This window comes from Haladaptatus sp. (genome assembly GCF_049589095.1).
In the GTDB taxonomy this organism is placed as follows: domain Archaea; phylum Halobacteriota; class Halobacteria; order Halobacteriales; family Haladaptataceae; genus Haladaptatus.
Genome location: NZ_JBAWAC010000064.1, coordinates 1 through 19,540 on the forward strand (window position 1 = coordinate 1; position 19,540 = coordinate 19,540).

Sequence of the window (19,540 nt, forward strand, 5' to 3'; positions counted from 1 at the left end):
GAGTTTCCACCGTCGACGACGACGTCGTCCGCGTCGAGGTACGGTTCCAAATCTTCGAGGGCGGCGTCCACGGGGTCACCGGCGGGAACCATCAACCAGATCCGTTTCTCGTCGCCGAGTTTCTCCGCGAGGTCCGCGACCGAGTCGGCCGGTTCCGCGCCCGCTTCCGCGGCGGATTCGACGGCCTCCTCCGCGACGTCGTACGCCACGATATCGTGTCCAGCGTCGAGGGTTCTGTCCACTACGATGCGACCCATCCGTCCGAGTCCGATGACGCCCAGTTGCATGGGTGAACCCTGCGTGGCGGGGGTGGTAGGGGTTGCGATTTCGCGGAGTCAGTATATTCGACTTGTCACGCGACTTCCCGAGTCCGTCGTGTTGTCGCCGTAGGATTCGGGCGTATCGACGCCGAGAAGTCGAACCGTATCGGTCGAACCGTTCGAATACTGGATATCCAGCGTGTCGCCGTCCACGACGTCCGTGACCGTTACCTGTTCGCTGTCAGTTATCGACGCCGCGGTCGGCCTGCTGGCTAACCCGCCGATGATACCGAGGATCAGGAGAACGAGAGCAATCATGAGAACTCGCTTCCGAGTTGTTGCATTTATTTATACAATTAAAATCAATATATTGTACTATGAGTATTTTGCATGTGAAGAGACACATCGATAGCAATCGATGCAAAACTGGATGGCAGCCATCGGAACTTCTTCGGCAAAATCACTTTTCTTTCCAGTCTTTCAGGATTTAGGGGGATTGCGCACCTGACCCCTACGTCGCTCGGTCGAGTCACGAGCCATGGACTCGAACGACGAGAATCGTTTGTATCTTTCATCCGGTCCAAACAAATAACAACACGGGGGGTGTGTTGAGGGTATGAATGAGGACAGAATCGTTTGGCGATTGAACCTCGTTATCGTTCTCCTCTGTCTCATCGCCTTCTTCGTTACGATACCGTATCTCATGTTCCTCGTCCGGAACTTCCCGAATTTCCTCTTCGCCGTCGTCACGGCTCTCGGAACGATGGGCGGATTCCTCCTCTTTAGGACGTATCGGACGGTTCGGAGTTGATTTCACGGGATCAATGGACGGGAACCTTTATCAGCGACGCCGCGCAGAGTCACAGGTATGAGCGCGATGGTGTCGGTAGTACGTCTGTAGCGTAGACAACGAGTCGATAGTGTTTCTCGCCGATTCACCATTTAGCGACAGGGATTTGCAGCCATGACTGACGTTCCAAACGACTACGAACCAGAGCGTATCGAGCGAAAGTGGAAGGACGAATGGCAAGACTCCGACGTGTACACGCCGGATGGCGATCTGGAGTATGTCATCGACACGCCGCCACCGTACCCGACGGGTAACCTTCACATCGGCCACGGACTCCAGTGGAGTTACATCGACTTCGCGGCGCGCTACCACCGACTCAAAGGTGAACAAGTCCTCTTCCCACAGGGATGGGACTGTCACGGTCTGCCGACCGAGGTGAAGGTCGAGGAGAACCACGACATTCACCGCACCGAAGTCTCCCGCGAGAAGTTCCGTCAGCTCTGCATTGAGCACACCGAGGAGCAGATCGACTCGATGAAGGAGACGATGAACGAACTCGGGTTCTCCATCGACTGGAACGCGGAGTTCCGCACGATGGACCCCGAATACTGGGGGAAAACCCAGCGCTCGTTCGTCGAGATGGAAGATCACGTCTACCGCGACGAACACCCCGTCAACTGGTGTCCGCGCTGTGAGACCGCCATCGCGGACGCGGAAGTCGAGAACGAGGACCGAACGGGAACGCTCTACTACGTCACCTTCGACGGCGTGGACAACAATGATATAGAAATCGCAACCACGCGCCCCGAACTGCTCGCGGCGTGTGTCGGCATGGCTGTCGATCCCGAGGACGAACGCTACGCCGACCGCATCGGCGAGACGTTCGAAGTCCCGCTGTTCGGGCAGGAAGTGGAACTCGTCAGCGACGACGACGTGGACGGCGAGTTCGGGACCGGCGCGGTCATGATCTGTACGTTCGGGGACAAACAGGACGTGGACTGGTGGGCGAGACACGACCTCGACCTCCGTCCAGTGTTCACCGAGGACGGCCACCTGAACGAACTCGCGGGTGAGTTCGAGGGATTGGCCATCGACGCGGCGAAAACGGAAATCGCCGACGCGTTGGCCGAGGAGGGCTACCTGAACGATTCGGAACCGACCGAGCAGTCCGTCGGCACCTGCTGGCGGTGTGATACACCCATCGAAATCCTCTCGAAAGAACAGTGGTTCGTCGAAGTCGAACCGGACAAAATCGTCGAGAAAGCACAGGAAGTCGAGTGGATTCCCGAGCACATGTACGCCCGTCTCGAAGAGTGGGCGGACGGGATGAGCTGGGACTGGGTTATCTCCCGCCAGCGCGTCTTCGCCACGCCGATTCCGGCGTGGGAGTGCGAGGAGTGCGGCCACTGGCATATCGCGGACATCGACGAACTGCCGGTCGACCCGACCGAAACCGGTCCCGCCACCGGCGACTGTCCCGACTGTGGCGCGGACGCGTGGACGGGCGAAACCGACGTGATGGACACGTGGATGGATTCGTCCATCACACCGCTACACATCACGGGATGGCCCGAGGACCTCGACTTGGACGAGTTCGAACCCGTTTCGCTGCGCCCCCAGGGCCACGACATCATCCGGACGTGGGCGTTCTACACGCTCCTCCGCGTCGGCGAACTCACCGACAAACGGCCGTGGGACGAAATCCTCATCAACGGCATGGTGTTCGGCCCGGACGGCAACAAGATGAGCAAGTCGCGCGGCAACGTCGTGACGCCGAAGGACGCCGTCGCGGAGTACGGTGCCGACTCGGTTCGACAGGCGCTGGTGCTCGGCGGACAACCCGGAAGCGACGTGCAGTTCCAGCCGAAGGAAGCCACCTCGGCCTCCCGATTCCTCACGAAGGTCTGGAACATCTTCCAGTTCTCCCGGAACCACTTCGACGAGAGCACGCCGGAAATCGCGGACCCGGCCTACCGCGACGCGGACCGGTGGATCCTCTCCCGACTCTCGAACGCGGCTGACAGCATCGCCGAGGACATGGAAGCCTACCGCTACGACCGGGCGCTCAGAACGCTCCGCGAGTTCGTTTGGGATGACCTCGCTGACGACTACCTCGAACTCGTGAAAGGCCGCCTCTACGAAGGTCGTCCGGGCGAGCGGAACGCGGCCCGCCACGCGCTCTACACGTGCGTTTCGGCCGTCGTCCGCATGCTCGCGCCGTTCTCGCCGTTCTTCGCCGAGGAAGTGTACAGCCACCTTCCCGGCACGGAAGCGAGCATCAATCAGGCCTCGTGGCCCGACGTCGAGATGCACGACGAGGAGGCCGAACTCGCGGGCGACATCATCGCCGAAGTCGCGAGCGAGGTTCGAGCATGGAAATCCGAGGAAGGAATGGCTCTCAACGGTGAAATCAACCGTATCGAGCTGTACGACGACTCGGAGCGCCACCCCGACACCTACGACCTGAGCGAAGCCGTGAACGGCCCCGTCTACCTCGAAGAGGGACGACCGAACGTCGAACTCGCACCGGTCGGCATCGATCCCGATCACTCATCCATAGGTCCGAAGTTCCGCGACAAGGCGGGTGCCGTCGTCGGTGCACTCGAATCCGCCGACCCCGCAGAACTCAAGGCCCAATTGGACACCCACGGAGAAATCACGCTCGACGCGGCAGGCGAGGAGGTCACGCTCGACGGTGATTGGGTCGAAATCGAGGAAGAGTACCGCGCCGAAAGCGGCGAGGAAGTCGAAGTGCTGGAGACGGAACACGCGACGGTCCTCGTCTTCCCGTAGCGCCGTTGAATCGCCGGACCTTTTCTCGTCGTCTTCGATTTGGGGGTATGGACGACCGAGTTCACGGACACGCGGAGATTCTGGTCGATTGGAGTGCGCGGGTCGAAGAAGGCGACGACGTCGTCGTCGTGGTCGATGAGGGTGCACACGACCTCGCCGTCGCCGCCGGCGAGAAACTGGGCGAGCGAAACGCGAACATGCTGACCGTGTACCGGTCCGATGAGATCGAACGGGCGTTCCTTCGGACACACGACGGCGACTTCGACGAGAACCCTGCACCCGAACTGGCGATGTACGAGAACGCGGACGTCGTTCTCGTCCTCTCCGGAACGCGCAACACGATGGGGAAGGCCGACGTTCCGGGGGAGACGAAGCAGGCATACGACAAATCCCGGATGCTCATCCGCGAGACGCGCCTCGGAACGGACTGGGTTTCGACACAGCATCCCACGCGTGCATACGCACAGCAGGCGGGGATGGCTTACAAGGAGTATCGGGACTTCGTGTACAGCGCCGTACTCCGCGACTGGAAGGCGCTGGCCGATGAGATGGAGAAGATGAAGACGCTCATCGACGAGGGAAGCGAGGTTCGAATCGTCAAGGAGAACACCGACATCACGATGTCCATCGAGGGGAGAACGGCGGTCAATAGCTCCGCGTCGGTGGCGTACGACTCACACAATCTCCCCAGCGGCGAGGTGTTCACGGCACCGCACGCGACCGAAGGCGAGGTGTTCTTCGACGTGCCGATGACCCATCAAGGGCAACACATCCGGGACGTTCAGCTCACGTTCGAGGACGGGGAGGTCGTGGCGTTTAGCGCCGACACCGGCGAGGATGTGCTGGCGGACATCCTCGACACCGACGAGGATGCACGCAAACTCGGCGAACTCGGCATCGGCATGAACCGTGGCATCGACCGCTTCACCGACAGTATCCTCTTCGACGAGAAGATGGGCGATACGATCCACCTGGCAGTCGGACGGGCCTACGACTCGTGCCTTCCCGACGGCGAAACGGGTAACGACAGCGCCGTCCACGTCGATATGATCACCGACATGAGCGAGGACTCGCGCATGGAAATCGACGGTGAGGTCGTCCAACGAAACGGCACGTTCCGGTGGGAGGACGGGTTCGAGGAATAACCGCAAGAAGTTATTTCCACCAGTCACTTCTGCGCTCCCGCTCCGAAGCGTGTTGGAACGGCGGTGCGAGTTCCGACTCGTCGAGGCCGAATCCGTAACCCAACCAGTAACCGGTGTACCACCCGATAGTGTCGGTATCGACGCCCGAAATCGAGATGGTGAGCTTATCGTACTCCTCCAGTGCGGAGTCGCCGTCGGGATCGGTGCCACGGACACCGCCACAGGAGCCGCTCGTTCCGGGGCTGCACGGAAGCGTCTCGGGGAACTGAATCACGATATCGGCCGCGGATCGATTCCTCGTGAACGAGAACGTAGCGTTCGACGGAACCGTCCCGTCCGCGCCATCGGCGTAGTAGTCGAGCGCGTGCCGGACCTGCTTTTTGACCGCGGCGCGGTCCTTCGTCGCGCCGAGATACACCGTGAAATCCGGGTCCCCCCATGGGAGATCGCGCTCGGTCGCGTCCGGTTGGGGCCGCGTCGAGAGTGCCGCCGAGGCGGCCATTATCGACTGCGGAGCGGAACTGTGGTTCAACCCGAGCGTGTGGCCGAGTTCGTGTTTCAGGATGAGAACGGTCGAACCGTTCGAAAACGAGTCGTCCACGTCGATTCGCATGGGACGGGAAATCTGTGCCGAGTCGGTGATGTACGGTGCACAGCCAGCGGCGTTTTCGACGCGGGGACAACTTTTCACGGTATCGACGAAGTTGATCACGAGATCGGGATGTTCCGCGTTCGGCGTCAACTCGTACTGAATCGAGTAGCCAACGTACTGCTCGCTGTGGTTCTCCCAGTAATCGAGCGCCTGTCGTATCTCGGGAGCGTAGTTACGCGAACCGTCGGCACTCGCGTTGATCGCAACCTGCACTGGCCCGTCCCCCCACGGGTTCGTGCGGTCGGCGACCATTCCGGTTCCCGTTTCCGTTCCTGTCTGTTGGTTCACCGTCCGCGTCGGGTTGGTCACGGTGTGTGTCGTGTAGTCGAACTGCGCGCCAGCACACCCTGCGAGGACGAGACAGGCAACGAGCAACAGTACACGCTGCTTCATCGTTACGTTATCCGACGCTAGCCCTATCAAACCTTCTGGCCTCGGAAAATCCAGTTCGGAGATTGCTTGGAAATACGACTCTTGATCGAGGCGGGCTATTATTATCAATGTTGTACTAATGTATTGAATCGATCAACGTATTTCGTTCAGTGAATAATTGGAACCGATTTTAGGGTGCTGATAACGGGTTAATCGCTCATTGGAGGACGAATTCGGACGTTCCAGATCGTTCCACAACGTGATTGTCATCGCTGATTGACCGTTCAAAACCGTTCAATCCGTTATGATTCTGTTGTAATAGGAAACTGGGCATAACCATCGTTCTCACTTATTGGGGGTGATACCGATAGCCAAACTGGGCAGCATGACGCACATTAAAGCAAGCGTCGCCGTGGCGATAGTTGCGATAGAAATACTCGCTGGGGTCGCATTACTGGCCGTCGCATTTGGTATCTAAATGAATAGCGGCTGAGGGGAGTAAGCCCCCTTCTGTTCGGCCCAGTATTCGGCTCAGCGTCCGAACCATCCCCGGATTATCTCCGGAGACACGTCGGAAGACTCCGACGGCGTGTCCGGGCTACCAATATGGCACGGACTTGCACCGGCAAGGATTCACCGTTCCATCCATTCTTCGCGGTCCGCGTGTCGACAGCGTCGGCACGCATCGACGCGGCGGTTTTACCGTCGCGCCGTTCCGGTGGCACTGCCACCGGATCCCTCGGTGGGTTAACTCCCTTCCCTCTCGGGTCGGTTCGCACACCTCATCGGTCACGCGAAGTGGTCTCGTTTCTGTTTCAGAGCCAGTGGTCTCCCACTCCGGACTTGCGTCCGGTTGCCTACCCGGCGGGTGGGGGGACTTTCCTCACGTAGGTACCGGAAACCGGTACCGTCCGCACGCGGCGATTACCACGTGCACCGCGGAAACCGGGCTCCCTCTGCCGAGGAAAGCTAGTCTTTGCACGCGTTTAAGCCGTTCGATACGAATAGTCATGGGCCCTTAAAGCCGGCCAGGTTGAAGGGAAGCGTTGAAGGTGTTTGTATGCATAAACCATCTGTATGTCTGAGGCACAGGCAGTAACCCTCTCCTACGAGGATGGCACGCGCGCGGTCGAACTCGCTCGGGAGGCAGTCAATTCTTACGTGATCAACGGACAACGAGAACAGCCAGGAAGCATGCGAGAAGCGTTCTACGCACGCACTGGCGTATTCGTCCGGCTCGAATCCACCCGTGGTCGTGGAAGCCTACGCGGGTGCGCAGGTGCCTACGACACGAGCGAACAGTTGGGGCACGCGATCGTCGATTCCGCCATCGCGGCGGCGAGCGAGGATTCGTGCGGGTCGGAAATCGAACCCGCAGAGTTGTCGAATCTCAACATCTCCGTGTTCATCGTCGAGGATACCAAGTTATCGAACGATCCGGCAAACGACATTCGGCTAGGGCGACACGGGGTCGCCATCGAAGGTCGTGGCGGTGCAGCGTGGATGTATCCGACCCTGCCGGTCGAACACAACTGGAGTACATTCGAGTATCTCGACCGAACGTGTCGCAAGGCTGGTCTCCCGCACGGGGCATGGGAAGACGACGACGTGACGGTAACACTCGTCGACGGACCGGTGTTCCGCGAGCGCGAACCAGAGGGGAGTATCGAGCGGATTTAAAAGTTGACGGCTGCCGCGTCTTCTTCAGCACGGCGAGCAGCAGCATCGATACCGAACTCCCGTACCAGTTCCCCATCACGGATCAGCGGCTGTAGCAGCTTCTCACCGTCCGCGTCGTGGCGTGCGAGACCGACGTCATGGCCGCCATCGGCCGTACGATACACCTGTTTTCGTCCGGAGAGCTTACCGCGCTTGGACACCGGTTCGCCATCGACTTCCACGATGTCGAGCGCGAAGTCGACCGGATTCGCGTCGCTGACGTAGCTTCCGACGCCGAAGCCGTCCACGATATCGCCGAGATTCCGGAGTTCTGCCGGGCCGAGACCGCCGCTTGCGAAGATATCGACGTCCTCGAAGCCGTGTGAATCCAGTTCCCAGCGGAGTTCCCGTAGGATGTGTTCGAAGTTTCCACGCCGCGACCCCGTGGTGTCGATACGAACGCTGTCGAGGTCGTCGCCGAGCGTGTGCGCCGCGCGTAGTACCTCGTCCTTTTCGTCGGAGAAGGTATCACAGAGCGCGACACGGGGAACGTCCTCGCCGACCGCGGCATCGAACGCACGCCATGCGTCCTCCTGGTTGCCGTTCCCGAAACAGATCATCAACGCGTGGGGCATGGTGCCGCCGGGTTCTCGTCCCAGTACCTCACCGGCCGCGACGTGCGAAAACCCGTCCAATCCCGCGACGAGCGCGGAGCGCTCGACCACGGCCGCGATCGACGGATGGACGTGCCGCGCACCGAAACTCAGGACTGTGGACTCCGGGGCCGCGAGCCGTGCTTCGAGCGCGTTCGTCGCCATTCCCGACGCATGCGAGAGAAATCCCAACAGCGACGTTTCGTATCGTGCGAAGTCGAGATAGTCGCCCTCGATGGACATGACCGGTCCGCCGTCGAACAGTCGACCTTCCGCCATCGCGTCCACGTCGATGGGAAGCCCGGAGAGAAGGTGGGCCGCGTCTTTCACGCCGGAGAGGAGTTCGAACTCGCCGGTCGGGAACTGGTCTGCGGTCACTTCGGCGACGACGTGCGGGTTCTTCCCGACCGCTTCGAGCGTCGTCTCTGTACGAAGGAAGTAGGCATCCGTCGCGGTTCCGTCGCGGATTGACTCCTCGGAAACCACGTCGAATCGGTCGCTCACGCGAACCACCTGTCTTGCATATCCGGGGGTATTCCCCGCGAGAGAGAAAAAAGGCCGGATTCGTCGGTGTGAAAAGCGGAAACTGAAACGACGGTCGATTCGAAGCGCTGTGATACGTCGTTGCGCTCTACGATGCGGTGTTGCTGTGAACGTGCGAGAGGTCCGACACCGTCGGCGCGTTCACGATGGTGACGGTGTTACCGTTCTGCCGAACTTGGAAGGCATCACCGAAGCCGGTACTGTCTGGCACCGTCCACGTGTTTTGCTTCCCGTCGACCTTCTTCGCGTCGTGGTAGTTGAGCAGTTTCTTGTAGGCGTTCACGAACTGTGTCGCGTCCTGTCTCGAATCCCACTTGGTCTTGAAGACGTAGCCGGTCTCGTTTTTCGGCTCGTTGGGGTTCGTGTAGACGACGATCTTGTCGCCGTCCCATCCGTCGGTCGGTTTGCTCTCGTAGTTGAGCGGATCGACCGTTTGCAGGTTGTCGCCGTTCTTGTTGAAGAAGTTCTGTGCGGGGACGATCTGTGTGGTTCCCTGGCTCTCGTAGTACGGATACATGAACATCGCGAAGATGCCCGTTTCACCGACTTGACCGTAGCTCGGTCGCCCCTGCAGTTTCAGACGTTTCCAGCCATCGCTCGTCGTATCCTGCACTGAGATGTTCGACGGTTCGTCGCTCGGATACTTCTCAGGGTGGATTATCTGTTCGGTGCTGGTGGGTGGGTTCGAGTACAACTGGTTGACACCCTCCCAACCCTGCTGCTTGCGGATGTATCGGATGAACGCGGGACCGTCGCTGTACGGTTGGTATTTGATGAGGTACGGTCCGATGTTGGCGAGATCGCCGCCACTACTCTGCTCGGTGTCCGAGAAGCACGTTCCCTTCCACTGGTTCTGACAGCGGTTCTGATAGAGGAACTCGATGTTGTTGGCTTCCCCTTCGAGCAGGCCATTGATGGCGTTGGTTTGTTCCCGGGTGGACTTGTTGAACGACGTGATGTCGAAATGCTGGTCCTGAAGTGCGTGCATCAGTTCGTGTGAGAGCGTACTCTCGCTCACTTTCAGGTGTTCGTTGTCGTTCGAGACGAGGACGATGGAGTCCTTCGACGGACTGTAGTAGCCACCGACGGACGAACCGGTGTTCGTGTTCTGCACCGCGATGGAGTCCGTCGATTCATTGATCATGAACAGCGATTCGTACTTCGCATTGTCGAACAACTGCCGGTTTGCGGGGACGGACTGGTTGCTCTGTTGCTTGCGGAACTCCTTTCGCGAAACGATCTTGACGGGGACCTTCTGCGTGAACTCCAGATGGCGTATCTTCTCGTCACGAGCCATCGCCCGATTGACGATCGCCTCGACTTCCGACTGATTGAAGCCGTCGCTCGCGTCAACGGAGAGTGTCTCGTTGTACCAATATCCGTTCTCCCAGCCGAGAACGTCGGATTTCGGGTCCGGCGGGTGAGTCGTTTTGTTCGTGTTCGGTCCGGACACCGCCGTCCCGTCGTTCTGCGATGTGTTCGTCACGTCAGGGCCGCTTTGCGTGCTCGTGCTCGTATTCGTGCCAGGGGCTTGGGCACACCCCGCGAGAACGAGCATGAGGGCAAGCGCAACTACGGTATATGTTCGCATTCTCGTGCCTGCAACGTAGGACTGCTATGTAAAAAAGCTCGTGAAAGCGAGGCAAAATAAACCTGACGCGAAACCGTTTCGTGAAAACCGCCCGTAGTCCCCAGTATGAACGTCGATTCCGACTCGACCGCCGTCATCGTCGTCGATATGCAAAACGGCTTTTGTCATCCGGATGGGAGTCTGTACTCCCCCGCAAGCGAGGACGTTATAGACCCGATTCGAGACCTCCTCGCGCGCGCTCGGGACGCAGGTGCGTCCGTCGTGTTCACCCGCGACGTGCACACGCCCGAGCAGTTCGAGGACACCCACTACTACGACGAGTTCGACCGCTGGGGCGAACACGTCCTCGAAGGTTCGTGGGAGGCCGAGGTCGTGGACGACTTCGACGTTCGCGAGGACGACCACGTCGTCACGAAGTACACCTACGACGCCTTCTACCAGACCGACCTCGAAGGCTACCTGAACGCCCACGACATCCACGACCTGCTCATCTGTGGGACGCTGGCGAACGTCTGTGTGCTCCACACCGCCGGAAGCGCCGGACTGCGCGATTTCAAACCCGTCATCGTGGAGGATGCGGTCGGCTACATCGAAGAAGGTCATCGGGACTACGCCCTCGAACACGCCGCATGGTTGTTCGGCGAAGGTGTGGAACTGGACGATATTGAGTTCGAATAGCGACGAAGGTTTTTAAATGAAGATGCGGCCAAACCCGCCACGATGATCGATACCAGAGACTGAAGGACGAATACGAAAGCAGCGCGGAGTAAGCCAAAACAGGGACTCGACAGCTCAGTGAATCTCCACCGAAATCGAGTCGCCGACCGAAAAGTCGTGGCCGGGACGGACGAGTTTCGCGCCGAACTGCTCCAGCGAGACGAACAGGGAGAGTCCGGTGATCGGTTCGCCGTTCGCACAAATCTCCACGTCGTCCCACGTCACGGTGCGACCGACGGCCCTCCCGACACGAGCGTCGAACAGTGAGACTGGCTCCGGGGCCACTGGTTCCGATTCCGTTTCCATTCGACCTTCCGGTGCGCGGAGCACGCCGCCGTCTCGCGGCGTTGCCGCTCGATATTCCGGTGTACGGAGTACGCCGCCACCTTCGTAGTGTGGCAGTCCACCATCCAGCACTACAGCGTCGCCGCCGACCGCGGCTTCGATACCCGCGAAGCGCTCGCCGGGAGCGGGATGCACCGGCGAATCGAGGACGACGAACGTCTCCCCGGTCTCGACCACTTCCCCGGTGCCGTCCCACGGAATCGGTTCCACGTCCACCGGGAGGTCGAGCGGGAGCGATCCGGATGCACGCACGGGGTTCGAATTTGGCTCGCGGAATCCGAGATGGATGTGGTTTGCGACCCACGGCGCAAAGAAGCCCGAGCGAACCAGCTCACCGAGTGAGTCGCCGACTTCGACCGTGTCTCCCGGCTCGACCGACGGATCGACGTGCAGGGTGCGCGCGAGGTAGTCGCCGGTATCGACCACGATGAGATGGTCGTGCTCCACGGCGTAGGGTTTCGACGGGGCCGTTACCGTCCGGGTTTCGACCACCTCGCCAGCGACGGGACTCGGCGCGAGGGGCGTCCGTGGCTCCTCGTTGTCGGGATAGAGGTCGATAGCACAGCCCTCGTCGTGTGCGGCGTACGGCGAGTTGTAGATCGAAAATCGAGGGTAACGCGACAACACGTCAGGGGGAAGCCCGACCATGAACCCTGTTACGAGCGGGAGCGTTTACATACATCGGGTCACAATAGTGGGCCATGCGTGTGCTGCGTGGGCAGGCGGAGACGCGGGATGAGGACCGGCAGGTCACTGCCGCGATGCTCACGGATACGGCGGACACGGAGGAATCCGCAGTTCGCGTCTGGACACCACATCGACAGATCGCGTTCGGGCGGCGGGATACCCGTGCCGAGAAGTACGACGTCGCGAAATCCGTCGCGCGGGCGTGTGGGTTCGAACCTCTCGAACGAAGCGTCGGTGGACGTGCCGTCGCATACACCGGAACGACGGTCGCGTTCGCCAAAACGGTCCCGCTGGCGGACATGCGAACGGGCATGGAAAAGCGGTACGCCGAAATCACGGAGGACCTCCAGCGCGCGTTCTGGCGACTGGGGGTTCCGGCCCAGCGCGGCGAGCCGGAACGGTCGTTCTGTCCGGGTGATTACTCGCTCCAGTGGAAGGGAAAGGTTGCCGGCGTGGCACAACGGGTTCGAACCGGTGCGGCGCTCGTTTCCGGCGTCGTCATCGTGGACGACCACGGTGAAATCGCGGGCGTCTTGGACCCGATTTATTCCGCCCTCGACGTCCCGTTCAATCCCGATTCGGTCGGGAGTATCGCCAAGGTGGACGGTGATAGCGACCCGGAGCGTGTCATCGAGATAATCGAGGAGATGTTGGTCGGTGGCGCGGACGTGACGGTCGAACACGTTGACCGAGGGATTTAGGACGGTTCCCGGAACAGTGGCGAGTATGCTCACAATCCGGAACGCGACGCTACCTTCTGGGAGTAGACGAGACGTTCGTATCGACACAGACGCCGGGAGGATATCGGCCGTCGGCTCTTCGCTCACGGAGTCCGGCGAGGTGGTCGATGCGACTGGAAAACTGTTGTTGCCCGGCGCTATCGACGCTCACGTCCACTTCCGCCAGCCCGGCTTTTCACACAAGGAGACGTGGGAGACCGGCAGCAAGAGCGCGGCCGCAGGTGGCGTGACGACGGTCGTAGACCAACCGAATACCAACCCACCGACGGTCGATGCCGCGTCGTTCGACGAGAAAGCCAAATTCGCGGCCGAATCCTACGTCGATTACGGCATCAACGGCGGTGTCACACCCGACTGGAATCCGGACGAACTGTTCGAGAAGCCGATTCTCGCGCTCGGTGAGGTGTTCCTGGCGGATTCGACCGGGAAAATGGGTATCGAGGAGGACCTGTTTCGGGTGGCGGTGGAGCGAGCGACGGACAACTACGTCGTCGTGACGGTGCACGCCGAGAACGCTGATCTGTTCGATTCGGACGCGAAATCCCGTGACGATGCGGACGCGTGGAGCGCTTACCGAACCGCGGAAGCCGAGGCCGACGCCGCCGAACGGGCGTGTAAAATCGGGAACGACCTCGACGCGCGACTGCACATCGCCCACACCAGCACGCCGGAGGGAATCGACGTGGCGAAGGACGCGGGTGCGACCTGCGAGGTGACGCCGCATCACATGTTCCTCTCGCGCGACCACCTCGACGAACTCGGGACGTTCGGGCGGATGAATCCCCCGCTCCGGAGCGAAGAGAGCCGTGAGGAAGTCTTCGCGCGCGTGGCGAACGGGACGGTGGATATGATCGCGACCGACCACGCGCCCCACACGCGCGAGGAGAAGGACGCCGGAATCTGGGACGCACCGAGCGGCGTGCCGGGCGTCGAGACGATGCTCCCGCTCCTGTTGGAGCAAGCACGCAAAGGGAATCTCAGCTACGAACGCGTCGCCGACCTCACGGCTCGAAACCCGTCGAAGGTGTTCGGTCTGCCGCGAAAGGGTCGAATCGAGGAGGGTCGGATGGCCGACCTCGTCCTCGTCGACCCCGACGAATCCCGCGAGATTCGGGCGGACGACCTCCATACCAACTGCGACTGGACACCGTTCGAAGGGTGGATGGGTGTGTTCCCCGAGATGACGATGGTTCGCGGTCACGTCGTCTTCGAGGATGGCGAGTTCGGCGAGCAAATCGGGGAAAACGTTCGAGCATAGACCCCGAAATTATCCGTCGTGGGGGTGTAGCGTGTAGCGACCCTATGCAAGCAGTCGTCCTCGCCGCCGGAAAGGGAACCCGTCTTCGTCCACTCACCGACGAGAAACCGAAAGCGCTGGTCGAGGTAGCCGGAAAACCGATCCTGACTCGCTGTTTCGAGAACGCCCTCGAACTCGATGCGGAGGAGTTGGTCGTCGTCGTCGGATACGAAGGGAAACGGATTCGAGAACGATACGGGGCGTCGTTCTCCGGCGTCCCGATAACGTACGTTCGTCAGGACAAGCAGTTGGGGATGGCACACGCGCTGTTGCAGGCCGAACCGTACGTCGAGGGGGATTTCATGTGTTTCGACGGTGACTGTGTGATCCGCGCGGACCTCGAACCGCTCGTCACACGACAGCGCGAAGCGGGAGTGGATGCAGTACAACAGGTCGAAGAAGTCCCGACCGAGGCGGCGCGCGTGAAGGCTATTTGTGACGTGACGGACGGCGGTGAGTTACTCGGAATCGAAAAGGAACCCGACGACCCGCCCGAACCGAGCCTCATCGCCGCGGGATTCGCGGTTTACAGTCCCTCGATCTTCGAGGCGTGTGCCGAGACCGAGTTGTCGGTGCGCGGCGAATACGAACTCGCGGAGTCCATCGAGCGGTTCGTCGCCGAGAATACGATGCTGGTGATGCAAACCGACGGATGGACGGTAAACGTCAACACTCCTGCGGAGCGGGACGACGCGGAGCGGCGACTCGTCGGTGATCGGTGATCGGCGATCTGCGATCTGCGATCTGCGGACGTTGGACAGTGGAGCCACCAAGATTAGGCACTCTCGCGACGATAGTCAGTGCGATATGCCGGGGGAGAACACGGTCGAGATACCCATCGATTCCGTTCGCCTCGACGGGTTTCTCGACGTTCCGGAGGGTTCGACGGGAATCGTGGTGTTCGCACACGGGAGCGGGAGTAGTCGGCACAGCCCACGAAACAACTTCGTCGCGGAGCGACTCCACGAGTTCGGTCTCGGAACGCTCCTGTTCGACTTGCTCACCGAAGCGGAGGACGAGACGTACGCGAATCGGTTCGACATCGGGTTACTGACCGACCGCCTCGGCGCGGCGACGAAGTGGCTCGAAGACGAGCGGGGAATCGCGGAGCGTCGTATCGGTTACTTCGGATCGAGTACGGGTGCGGCCGCTGCACTGCGTGCCGCCGCACGACGTCCGGACATCGGAGCGACGGTCTCGCGCGGTGGGCGTGTGGACCTCGCGATGGACACTCTCGCCGATGTGACCGCCCCGTCGCTGTTTGTCGTCGGCGGACGGGACACCGACGTACTCGAACTGAATCGGGAGGCGTACGACGAGTTGGGGTGTGAAAAGCGATTGGAGGTCGTCGATGGGGCGGGGCACCTGTTCGAGGAACCGGGAACGCTGGAGACAGTTGCGACCCTCGCCGGTGAGTGGTTCGTGTCGAAACTCGTCGAGCCTTAAGGAAGGAAGAAGGGGACCAATGCGAGAAGCAGTCCGGCGAGGACACAGAGCAACCCGTAGGTCTGATACCGCGCGACACCGAACTCGCCGAGTTCGCCGGTCGATGCGACCGCAACTGACTGTCTTATTCCAAACACTTCTCGCGGTTTCGTCGTGACGACGACGCCGAATATGGAGAATACGACGCCCACAAACAGTGTTTCGAAGACGACCATATCTTCCATAGCAATGATATAATAAAAAATGTTGCGGCTCAGTGTGCCGCACGCAAGACGGTCGTCATAACGACGACGCCGAGCATGCCGCCAGCGCCGAAACTTCCGATGGCCGTCATGGCTCGGCGGGACCCCGCCTCCGTCCAGTTCGAATTCGTATCGAGGTGCGCCTGCATATTTTCGATTGCAGCTCCGGCGAACACCGACCCCGACCAGCCGAGGATGGCGAACCCGAACGCGAGTGTGGCGACCGCGAACGTCTTCCGACTGGCGAACGAGACCGTCTCTCCATTAGCGACGACGAGGAGCATGGCAGCACTGCTGAGGACGATGCCAAAAAGTCCGAATCGAACGATGAGACGGAGTCGCGGGCGCAGATAACCGGCGAAGTCCATCAGTCGACCGCTTCGCGCATCCGGGGGTCGAGGGCGTCGCGCATCCCGTCACCGAGCAGGTTGAATCCCAGCACCGTGACCGCGAGGAAGAGGCCGGGGAAGAACGACCACCACCACGCGCTCGGAACGCTGAACAAGCCGTGATTGACACCATTCGCGAGCATCAGTCCCCACGACGGCGTTCCGGGGTCTGCACCGAATCCGAGGAACGACAGTGCCGCGAGGTCGAGGATGGCGAGACCGAAGTTGAGCGTACTCTGCACCGTAATGGGTGCGAGACAGTTCGGCAGGACGTGACGAGCCAAGACGCGTGCGTTCTGAGCGCCCAACGCCACCGTCGCGTCGATGTACTCGTCTTCGAGCACTTTCAGGGCCGCCCCGCGGACGACGCGGGCGAAGCGGGGCGTATAGACCAGCATGAGCGCGATGACTGCACGCCACATTCCCCAACTTCTCGGGAAAATGGCGACCAACGCGAGCGACAAGAGGAGCGATGGGAACGCCAGCAGCACGTCCATCGTCCGCATGATGACGTTATCGGTGAGGTCGCTGTAGTAGGCCGCGACGATGCCGAGTCCGACGCCGAGGGCCGTCGAGGCGACGACGGTCACCGTGCCGAACAGCATGGCGTACCACGCGCCGTAGAGGACGCGCGGGAAGATATCCCGTCCCAGTTGGGTCGTTCCAAAGGGATATTTCGCGCTCGGTGGGTGAAGGCTCGGTATCACCCCGATCTGCGTCAGTTTGATGGTTTCGAGGTCGATGGTTAGTCTCGCATAGACCGCCACCAGGAGCATGAAGACGATGATGGCGAGACCGGTGACTGCGAGGCGATTCGACAGGAGTTCGGAGAGAAACGGCGAGGCCTGTAAGCGTGCGAAGAACCCACGGGAAACCGTTTCGCTGTTTTCGGTTTGCGTGCTCATTGTTGAATCCTCGGGTCGAGATAGGAGTAGGTGATGTCCACGAACAAGTTGACGAGGGTGAACAGGAGTGCGAACATCAACACGGTCCCCTGCACCACCGGGAAGTCTCCGACTTCGATGGAGTTCACGAGCATCGTCCCGATACCCGGAATGCCGAAGACGGTTTCGGTCAGCACCGCACCGCCGAGGAGCGTACCGAACTGAATGCCGATGACGGTGACGACCGGAATCAACGCGTTCCGGAAGCCGTGTTTCAGCATCGTGATTTTGGTTCCCTGCCCCTTCGCGCGGGCGGTTCGGATGTAGTCCTGCCGGACGACCTCCAGCATGGACGACCGCATCATGCGCGAGATGAGCGCCATCGAGTAGATACCGATGACGAGTGCGGGCAAGAACAGGTGCATCACGGCCGACTGGAACGCCGCGAAGTTGCCGTTCAACAACGTATCGACCGTGATGAGGCCGGTAACGAGGTTGATACTGTACTGCGAGCCGATGCGGCCGCTCGGCGGGAACAGGTGGAGATACTGGGCGAACAGCAGGATGAGGAGCGGTCCGCTCCAGTAAATCGGGATGCTGATTCCAGAAAGCGCGCCGAATCGGGTGAGGTGGTCGGTCGCCGAATCCTGCTTGATGGCTGAAATCACGCCGAGCGGAATTCCGAACAGGACACCGATTATCTGCCCGTAAATCGCCATTTCGACGGTGACCGGAAGCCGGTGCAGGAGGATATTCGTGACCGGAACACCTTTTCGAATCTGATAGGACTGTCCGAGGTTGAGGTGAAGCGCCTTCCACAGGAAATCGAGGTACTGGACCCAAATCGGTCGGTCCAACCCCATCTGGTGGCGAACCTGCTCGACGAACGCCTTCGATGCACGTTGGCCGGCGACCACCTTCGCGGGGTCACCCGGAGACAGTTGCAGAATTGCGAAGACGAACGTTGCCACCCCGAGTAGTACGGGAACGAGTAGCAACAGTCGTTTGACAACGAACCGCTTGGATATCATCTACTCCAATCTCACTTACGAGGGGTCAAAAAATGCTCGTTAGTAAAGTTAGCCGTTGAGCTTCACGAGACGAAGGTACGGACCGCTGATGGGTGCGAGTTTGAACCCGCTGACCCGGTTGTGGACGCCACGAAGGTCTTTGGCGTGGTCCATGAACACCCACGGCGCTTCGTCGTGGGCGAGTTTACCCGCCTGCTGGTACTTCTTCTTTCGCGTCCCGTTGTCGTAGGTCACCTGCGCGTCCTCGACGAGCTTCATGAAGTCCGTGTTCGCCCATCCGGCCACGTTGAGCGTGTTGAAGTTCTCCGCGTCGAAGCTGACCCAGTCCTGTCCCTTCGGAACCTTGTCGATGGAGACGCCGGGGTGGAGCAGCGCGTAGTAGAAGTTGTCCGGGTCGGCGTTGTCCGTCATCCAGCCGAGGAAACACGCGTCGTGTTTTCCGCTACTGGTGTAATCGAGGAACGGGTCGAACGCCTGCTGGTTGATGGTCACGTCGATGCCGACTTGGTGCAGGTTGGATTGGACCGTCTGAGCCGCCTGAATCGGGCTCGGGTTGTACGTCCGCGGGTTCTTGAACGTCGCCAACTCGAACGAGAAACCGTCGCCGTAACCCGCTTCCTTCAGCAACTTCTTCGCCTTCTCCGGGTTGTGCTCGTACGGGCTGATGCTGTCGTTGTAGCCCATGACGCTTTCCGGAATCGGCTGGTTCGCCTCCTTCGCGATACCCTTGAAGATGGTATCGACGATGGCCTTCGTGTTGATGGCGTAGCTGAGGGCCTGCCGGACCTTCTTCTCCCGGAACGGATTCACCTTCGCCATGTTGAACGCCATGTAGCCGATGTTGATACCGGCGGCGGAGACGAGTTTCGCGTTGCTCGACTTCTCGACCTGCTGTGAGGACTGTGCGCCGAGGCCGTCGATGATCTGGGCGTCGCCCGAGTCGAGCGTCTGTGCGCGGGACGTGTTGCTCCCGACGACGGTGAACACGACCTCGTCGACGTGGGGACCGTCTCCCCAGTAGTCCGCGTTCTTTTCGAGACGGACGCGGTTGTTGCTCGTATCCCAGTTCTTGAGCTTGAACGGACCGGTTCCGACGGGGTCGGATTTGAGCTTCTTGCCCTTCGACTTGATGGCCTTCTTCGAGTGAACCGCGGAGACGAACATCGCGAGGTTCGGGAGGATGGGCGCGTACTTCTTCTCCAGGTTGATCTTCAGTTTGTGGTCGCTCGCCGCTTCCACGTTCTTGACGACGCCGAGCGTGTACGGCCCGTACGAGGAGGCGTACTTCTTGCCGGGGTAGTACT

At 60.5% G+C, this 19,540-nt stretch carries 20 protein-coding genes and 1 other RNA gene; 9 read left to right on the forward strand and 12 right to left on the reverse strand.

Annotated elements, in window-relative coordinates; all coding sequences use genetic code 11:
• Together WBV42_RS02185 and WBV42_RS02190 are read right to left on the reverse strand one after the other, a co-directional pair.
• On the reverse strand, positions 1-287 hold a 287-nt coding region (locus WBV42_RS02185; RefSeq protein WP_423984577.1), incomplete at its 3' end, for an NAD(P)-binding domain-containing protein.
• 48 nt (positions 288-335) lie between these two features.
• On the reverse strand, positions 336-578 hold the full coding sequence (locus tag WBV42_RS02190; RefSeq protein WP_423984578.1) for a thermonuclease family protein: 243 nt from the start codon (positions 576-578) through the stop codon (positions 336-338).
• Between the two features lie 298 nt (positions 579-876).
• On the opposite strand from WBV42_RS02190, the gene WBV42_RS02195 reads away from it, so the two are divergent.
• The 3 genes from WBV42_RS02195 (at position 877) to WBV42_RS02205 (ending at position 4,988) form a co-directional block, all read left to right on the forward strand.
• Positions 877-1,071: a hypothetical protein gene (locus WBV42_RS02195; protein WP_423984579.1), complete on the forward strand. Its 195-nt coding sequence runs from the start codon at positions 877-879 to the stop codon at positions 1,069-1,071.
• A 153-nt stretch (positions 1,072-1,224) separates the two neighbouring features.
• Positions 1,225-3,843 (forward strand): valine--tRNA ligase, encoded by a 2,619-nt coding sequence (locus WBV42_RS02200; protein WP_423984580.1) that lies wholly within the window; start codon positions 1,225-1,227, stop codon positions 3,841-3,843.
• 47 nt (positions 3,844-3,890) lie between these two features.
• On the forward strand, positions 3,891-4,988 hold the full coding sequence (locus tag WBV42_RS02205) for an aminopeptidase (protein WP_423984581.1): 1,098 nt from the start codon (positions 3,891-3,893) through the stop codon (positions 4,986-4,988).
• Between the two features lie 10 nt (positions 4,989-4,998).
• Here WBV42_RS02205 and WBV42_RS02210 read toward each other — a convergent pair whose 3' ends face one another.
• Both WBV42_RS02210 and rnpB read right to left on the reverse strand, forming a co-directional pair.
• Positions 4,999-6,033, reverse strand: coding sequence for a matrixin family metalloprotease (locus WBV42_RS02210; RefSeq protein WP_423984582.1), 1,035 nt, complete (start codon positions 6,031-6,033; stop codon positions 4,999-5,001).
• Positions 6,034-6,499: 466 nt separating this feature from the next.
• Positions 6,500-6,973, reverse strand: an RNA gene (gene rnpB, locus WBV42_RS02215) — RNase P RNA component.
• A 116-nt stretch (positions 6,974-7,089) separates the two neighbouring features.
• Here rnpB and WBV42_RS02220 point away from each other — a divergent pair.
• Complete coding sequence (locus WBV42_RS02220) at positions 7,090-7,692, forward strand: TIGR00296 family protein (RefSeq protein ID WP_423984583.1); 603 nt, start codon at positions 7,090-7,092, stop codon at positions 7,690-7,692.
• Here WBV42_RS02220 and WBV42_RS02225 read toward each other — a convergent pair.
• Both WBV42_RS02225 and WBV42_RS02230 read right to left on the reverse strand, forming a co-directional pair.
• Positions 7,689-8,828 carry a nicotinate phosphoribosyltransferase gene (locus WBV42_RS02225; protein ID WP_423984584.1) on the reverse strand — a complete coding sequence of 380 codons (1,140 nt, stop codon included), beginning with the start codon at positions 8,826-8,828 and terminating at the stop codon, positions 7,689-7,691. The genes WBV42_RS02220 and WBV42_RS02225 overlap by 4 nt on opposite strands.
• Positions 8,829-8,955: 127 nt before the next feature.
• On the reverse strand, positions 8,956-10,458 hold the full coding sequence (locus WBV42_RS02230; RefSeq protein ID WP_423984585.1) for an Hvo_1808 family surface protein: 1,503 nt from the start codon (positions 10,456-10,458) through the stop codon (positions 8,956-8,958).
• 105 nt (positions 10,459-10,563) lie between these two features.
• Between WBV42_RS02230 and WBV42_RS02235 the strand changes: the two genes are divergently transcribed.
• A complete protein-coding gene (locus WBV42_RS02235) occupies positions 10,564-11,136 on the forward strand; it encodes a cysteine hydrolase family protein (protein ID WP_423984586.1) in 573 nt (190 codons plus the stop codon).
• 114 nt (positions 11,137-11,250) lie between these two features.
• On the opposite strand, the gene WBV42_RS02240 is transcribed toward WBV42_RS02235, so the two are convergent.
• On the reverse strand, positions 11,251-12,168 hold the full coding sequence (locus WBV42_RS02240) for a hypothetical protein (protein WP_423984587.1): 918 nt from the start codon (positions 12,166-12,168) through the stop codon (positions 11,251-11,253).
• Between the two features lie 53 nt (positions 12,169-12,221).
• Here WBV42_RS02240 and WBV42_RS02245 point away from each other — a divergent pair, with 53 nt between their 5' ends.
• The 4 genes from WBV42_RS02245 to WBV42_RS02260 all read left to right on the forward strand — a co-directional run bounded on the left by WBV42_RS02245 (position 12,222) and on the right by WBV42_RS02260 (position 15,690).
• Positions 12,222-12,908 carry a lipoyl protein ligase domain-containing protein gene (locus WBV42_RS02245; protein WP_423984588.1) on the forward strand — a complete coding sequence of 229 codons (687 nt, stop codon included), beginning with the start codon at positions 12,222-12,224 and terminating at the stop codon, positions 12,906-12,908.
• A 25-nt stretch (positions 12,909-12,933) separates the two neighbouring features.
• The gene (locus WBV42_RS02250; RefSeq protein ID WP_423984589.1) at positions 12,934-14,205 is read left to right on the forward strand and encodes a dihydroorotase; all 1,272 of its coding nucleotides are present in this window, start codon (positions 12,934-12,936) and stop codon (positions 14,203-14,205) included.
• 44 nt (positions 14,206-14,249) lie between these two features.
• Entirely contained in the window at positions 14,250-14,966 is a 717-nt protein-coding gene (locus WBV42_RS02255; protein ID WP_423984590.1) for a sugar phosphate nucleotidyltransferase, read from the forward strand.
• A gap of 85 nt (positions 14,967-15,051) precedes the next feature.
• Entirely contained in the window at positions 15,052-15,690 is a 639-nt protein-coding gene (locus WBV42_RS02260; protein ID WP_423984591.1) for a dienelactone hydrolase family protein, read from the forward strand.
• On the opposite strand, the gene WBV42_RS02265 is transcribed toward WBV42_RS02260, so the two are convergent.
• The 5 genes from WBV42_RS02265 to WBV42_RS02285 form a co-directional block, all read right to left on the reverse strand.
• Entirely contained in the window at positions 15,687-15,905 is a 219-nt protein-coding gene (locus WBV42_RS02265) for a hypothetical protein (protein WP_423984592.1), read from the reverse strand. The two genes, WBV42_RS02260 and WBV42_RS02265, sit on opposite strands and share 4 nt — an antisense overlap.
• A gap of 38 nt (positions 15,906-15,943) precedes the next feature.
• On the reverse strand, positions 15,944-16,300 hold the full coding sequence (locus tag WBV42_RS02270; RefSeq protein WP_423984593.1) for a DUF7268 family protein: 357 nt from the start codon (positions 16,298-16,300) through the stop codon (positions 15,944-15,946).
• Complete coding sequence (locus WBV42_RS02275; protein ID WP_423984594.1) at positions 16,300-17,226, reverse strand: ABC transporter permease; 927 nt, start codon at positions 17,224-17,226, stop codon at positions 16,300-16,302. The genes WBV42_RS02270 and WBV42_RS02275 overlap by 1 nt, the downstream gene beginning before the upstream one ends.
• On the reverse strand, positions 17,223-18,236 hold the full coding sequence (locus WBV42_RS02280) for an ABC transporter permease (RefSeq protein WP_423984595.1): 1,014 nt from the start codon (positions 18,234-18,236) through the stop codon (positions 17,223-17,225). Before WBV42_RS02280 ends, WBV42_RS02275 begins: the two co-directional genes overlap by 4 nt.
• Positions 18,237-18,284: 48 nt before the next feature.
• Positions 18,285-19,540 (reverse strand): ABC transporter substrate-binding protein (locus WBV42_RS02285; protein ID WP_423984596.1); only part of this gene is annotated, 1,256 nt, incomplete at its 5' end.

Bases quoted from the DNA above. Each gene is read 5' to 3' on its own strand.
- WBV42_RS02190 (WP_423984578.1), bottom strand. From the start codon at position 578: ATGATTGCTCTCGTTCTCCTGATCCTCGGTATCATCGGCGGGTTAGCC.
- WBV42_RS02210 (WP_423984582.1), bottom strand. From the start codon at position 6,033: ATGAAGCAGCGTGTACTGTTGCTCGTTGCCTGTCTCGTCCTCGCAGGG.
- WBV42_RS02240 (WP_423984587.1), bottom strand. From the start codon at position 12,168: ATGGTCGGGCTTCCCCCTGACGTGTTGTCGCGTTACCCTCGATTTTCG.
- WBV42_RS02250 (WP_423984589.1), top strand. From the start codon at position 12,934: ATGCTCACAATCCGGAACGCGACGCTACCTTCTGGGAGTAGACGAGAC.
- WBV42_RS02200 (WP_423984580.1), top strand. From the start codon at position 1,225: ATGACTGACGTTCCAAACGACTACGAACCAGAGCGTATCGAGCGAAAG.
- WBV42_RS02220 (WP_423984583.1), top strand. From the start codon at position 7,090: ATGTCTGAGGCACAGGCAGTAACCCTCTCCTACGAGGATGGCACGCGC.
- WBV42_RS02255 (WP_423984590.1), top strand. From the start codon at position 14,250: ATGCAAGCAGTCGTCCTCGCCGCCGGAAAGGGAACCCGTCTTCGTCCA.
- WBV42_RS02270 (WP_423984593.1), bottom strand. From the start codon at position 16,300: ATGGACTTCGCCGGTTATCTGCGCCCGCGACTCCGTCTCATCGTTCGA.
- WBV42_RS02280 (WP_423984595.1), bottom strand. From the start codon at position 18,236: ATGATATCCAAGCGGTTCGTTGTCAAACGACTGTTGCTACTCGTTCCC.
- WBV42_RS02230 (WP_423984585.1), bottom strand. From the start codon at position 10,458: ATGCGAACATATACCGTAGTTGCGCTTGCCCTCATGCTCGTTCTCGCG.
- WBV42_RS02275 (WP_423984594.1), bottom strand. From the start codon at position 17,226: ATGAGCACGCAAACCGAAAACAGCGAAACGGTTTCCCGTGGGTTCTTC.
- WBV42_RS02235 (WP_423984586.1), top strand. From the start codon at position 10,564: ATGAACGTCGATTCCGACTCGACCGCCGTCATCGTCGTCGATATGCAA.
- WBV42_RS02205 (WP_423984581.1), top strand. From the start codon at position 3,891: ATGGACGACCGAGTTCACGGACACGCGGAGATTCTGGTCGATTGGAGT.
- WBV42_RS02260 (WP_423984591.1), top strand. From the start codon at position 15,052: ATGCCGGGGGAGAACACGGTCGAGATACCCATCGATTCCGTTCGCCTC.
- WBV42_RS02265 (WP_423984592.1), bottom strand. From the start codon at position 15,905: ATGGTCGTCTTCGAAACACTGTTTGTGGGCGTCGTATTCTCCATATTC.
- WBV42_RS02195 (WP_423984579.1), top strand. From the start codon at position 877: ATGAATGAGGACAGAATCGTTTGGCGATTGAACCTCGTTATCGTTCTC.
- WBV42_RS02245 (WP_423984588.1), top strand. From the start codon at position 12,222: ATGCGTGTGCTGCGTGGGCAGGCGGAGACGCGGGATGAGGACCGGCAG.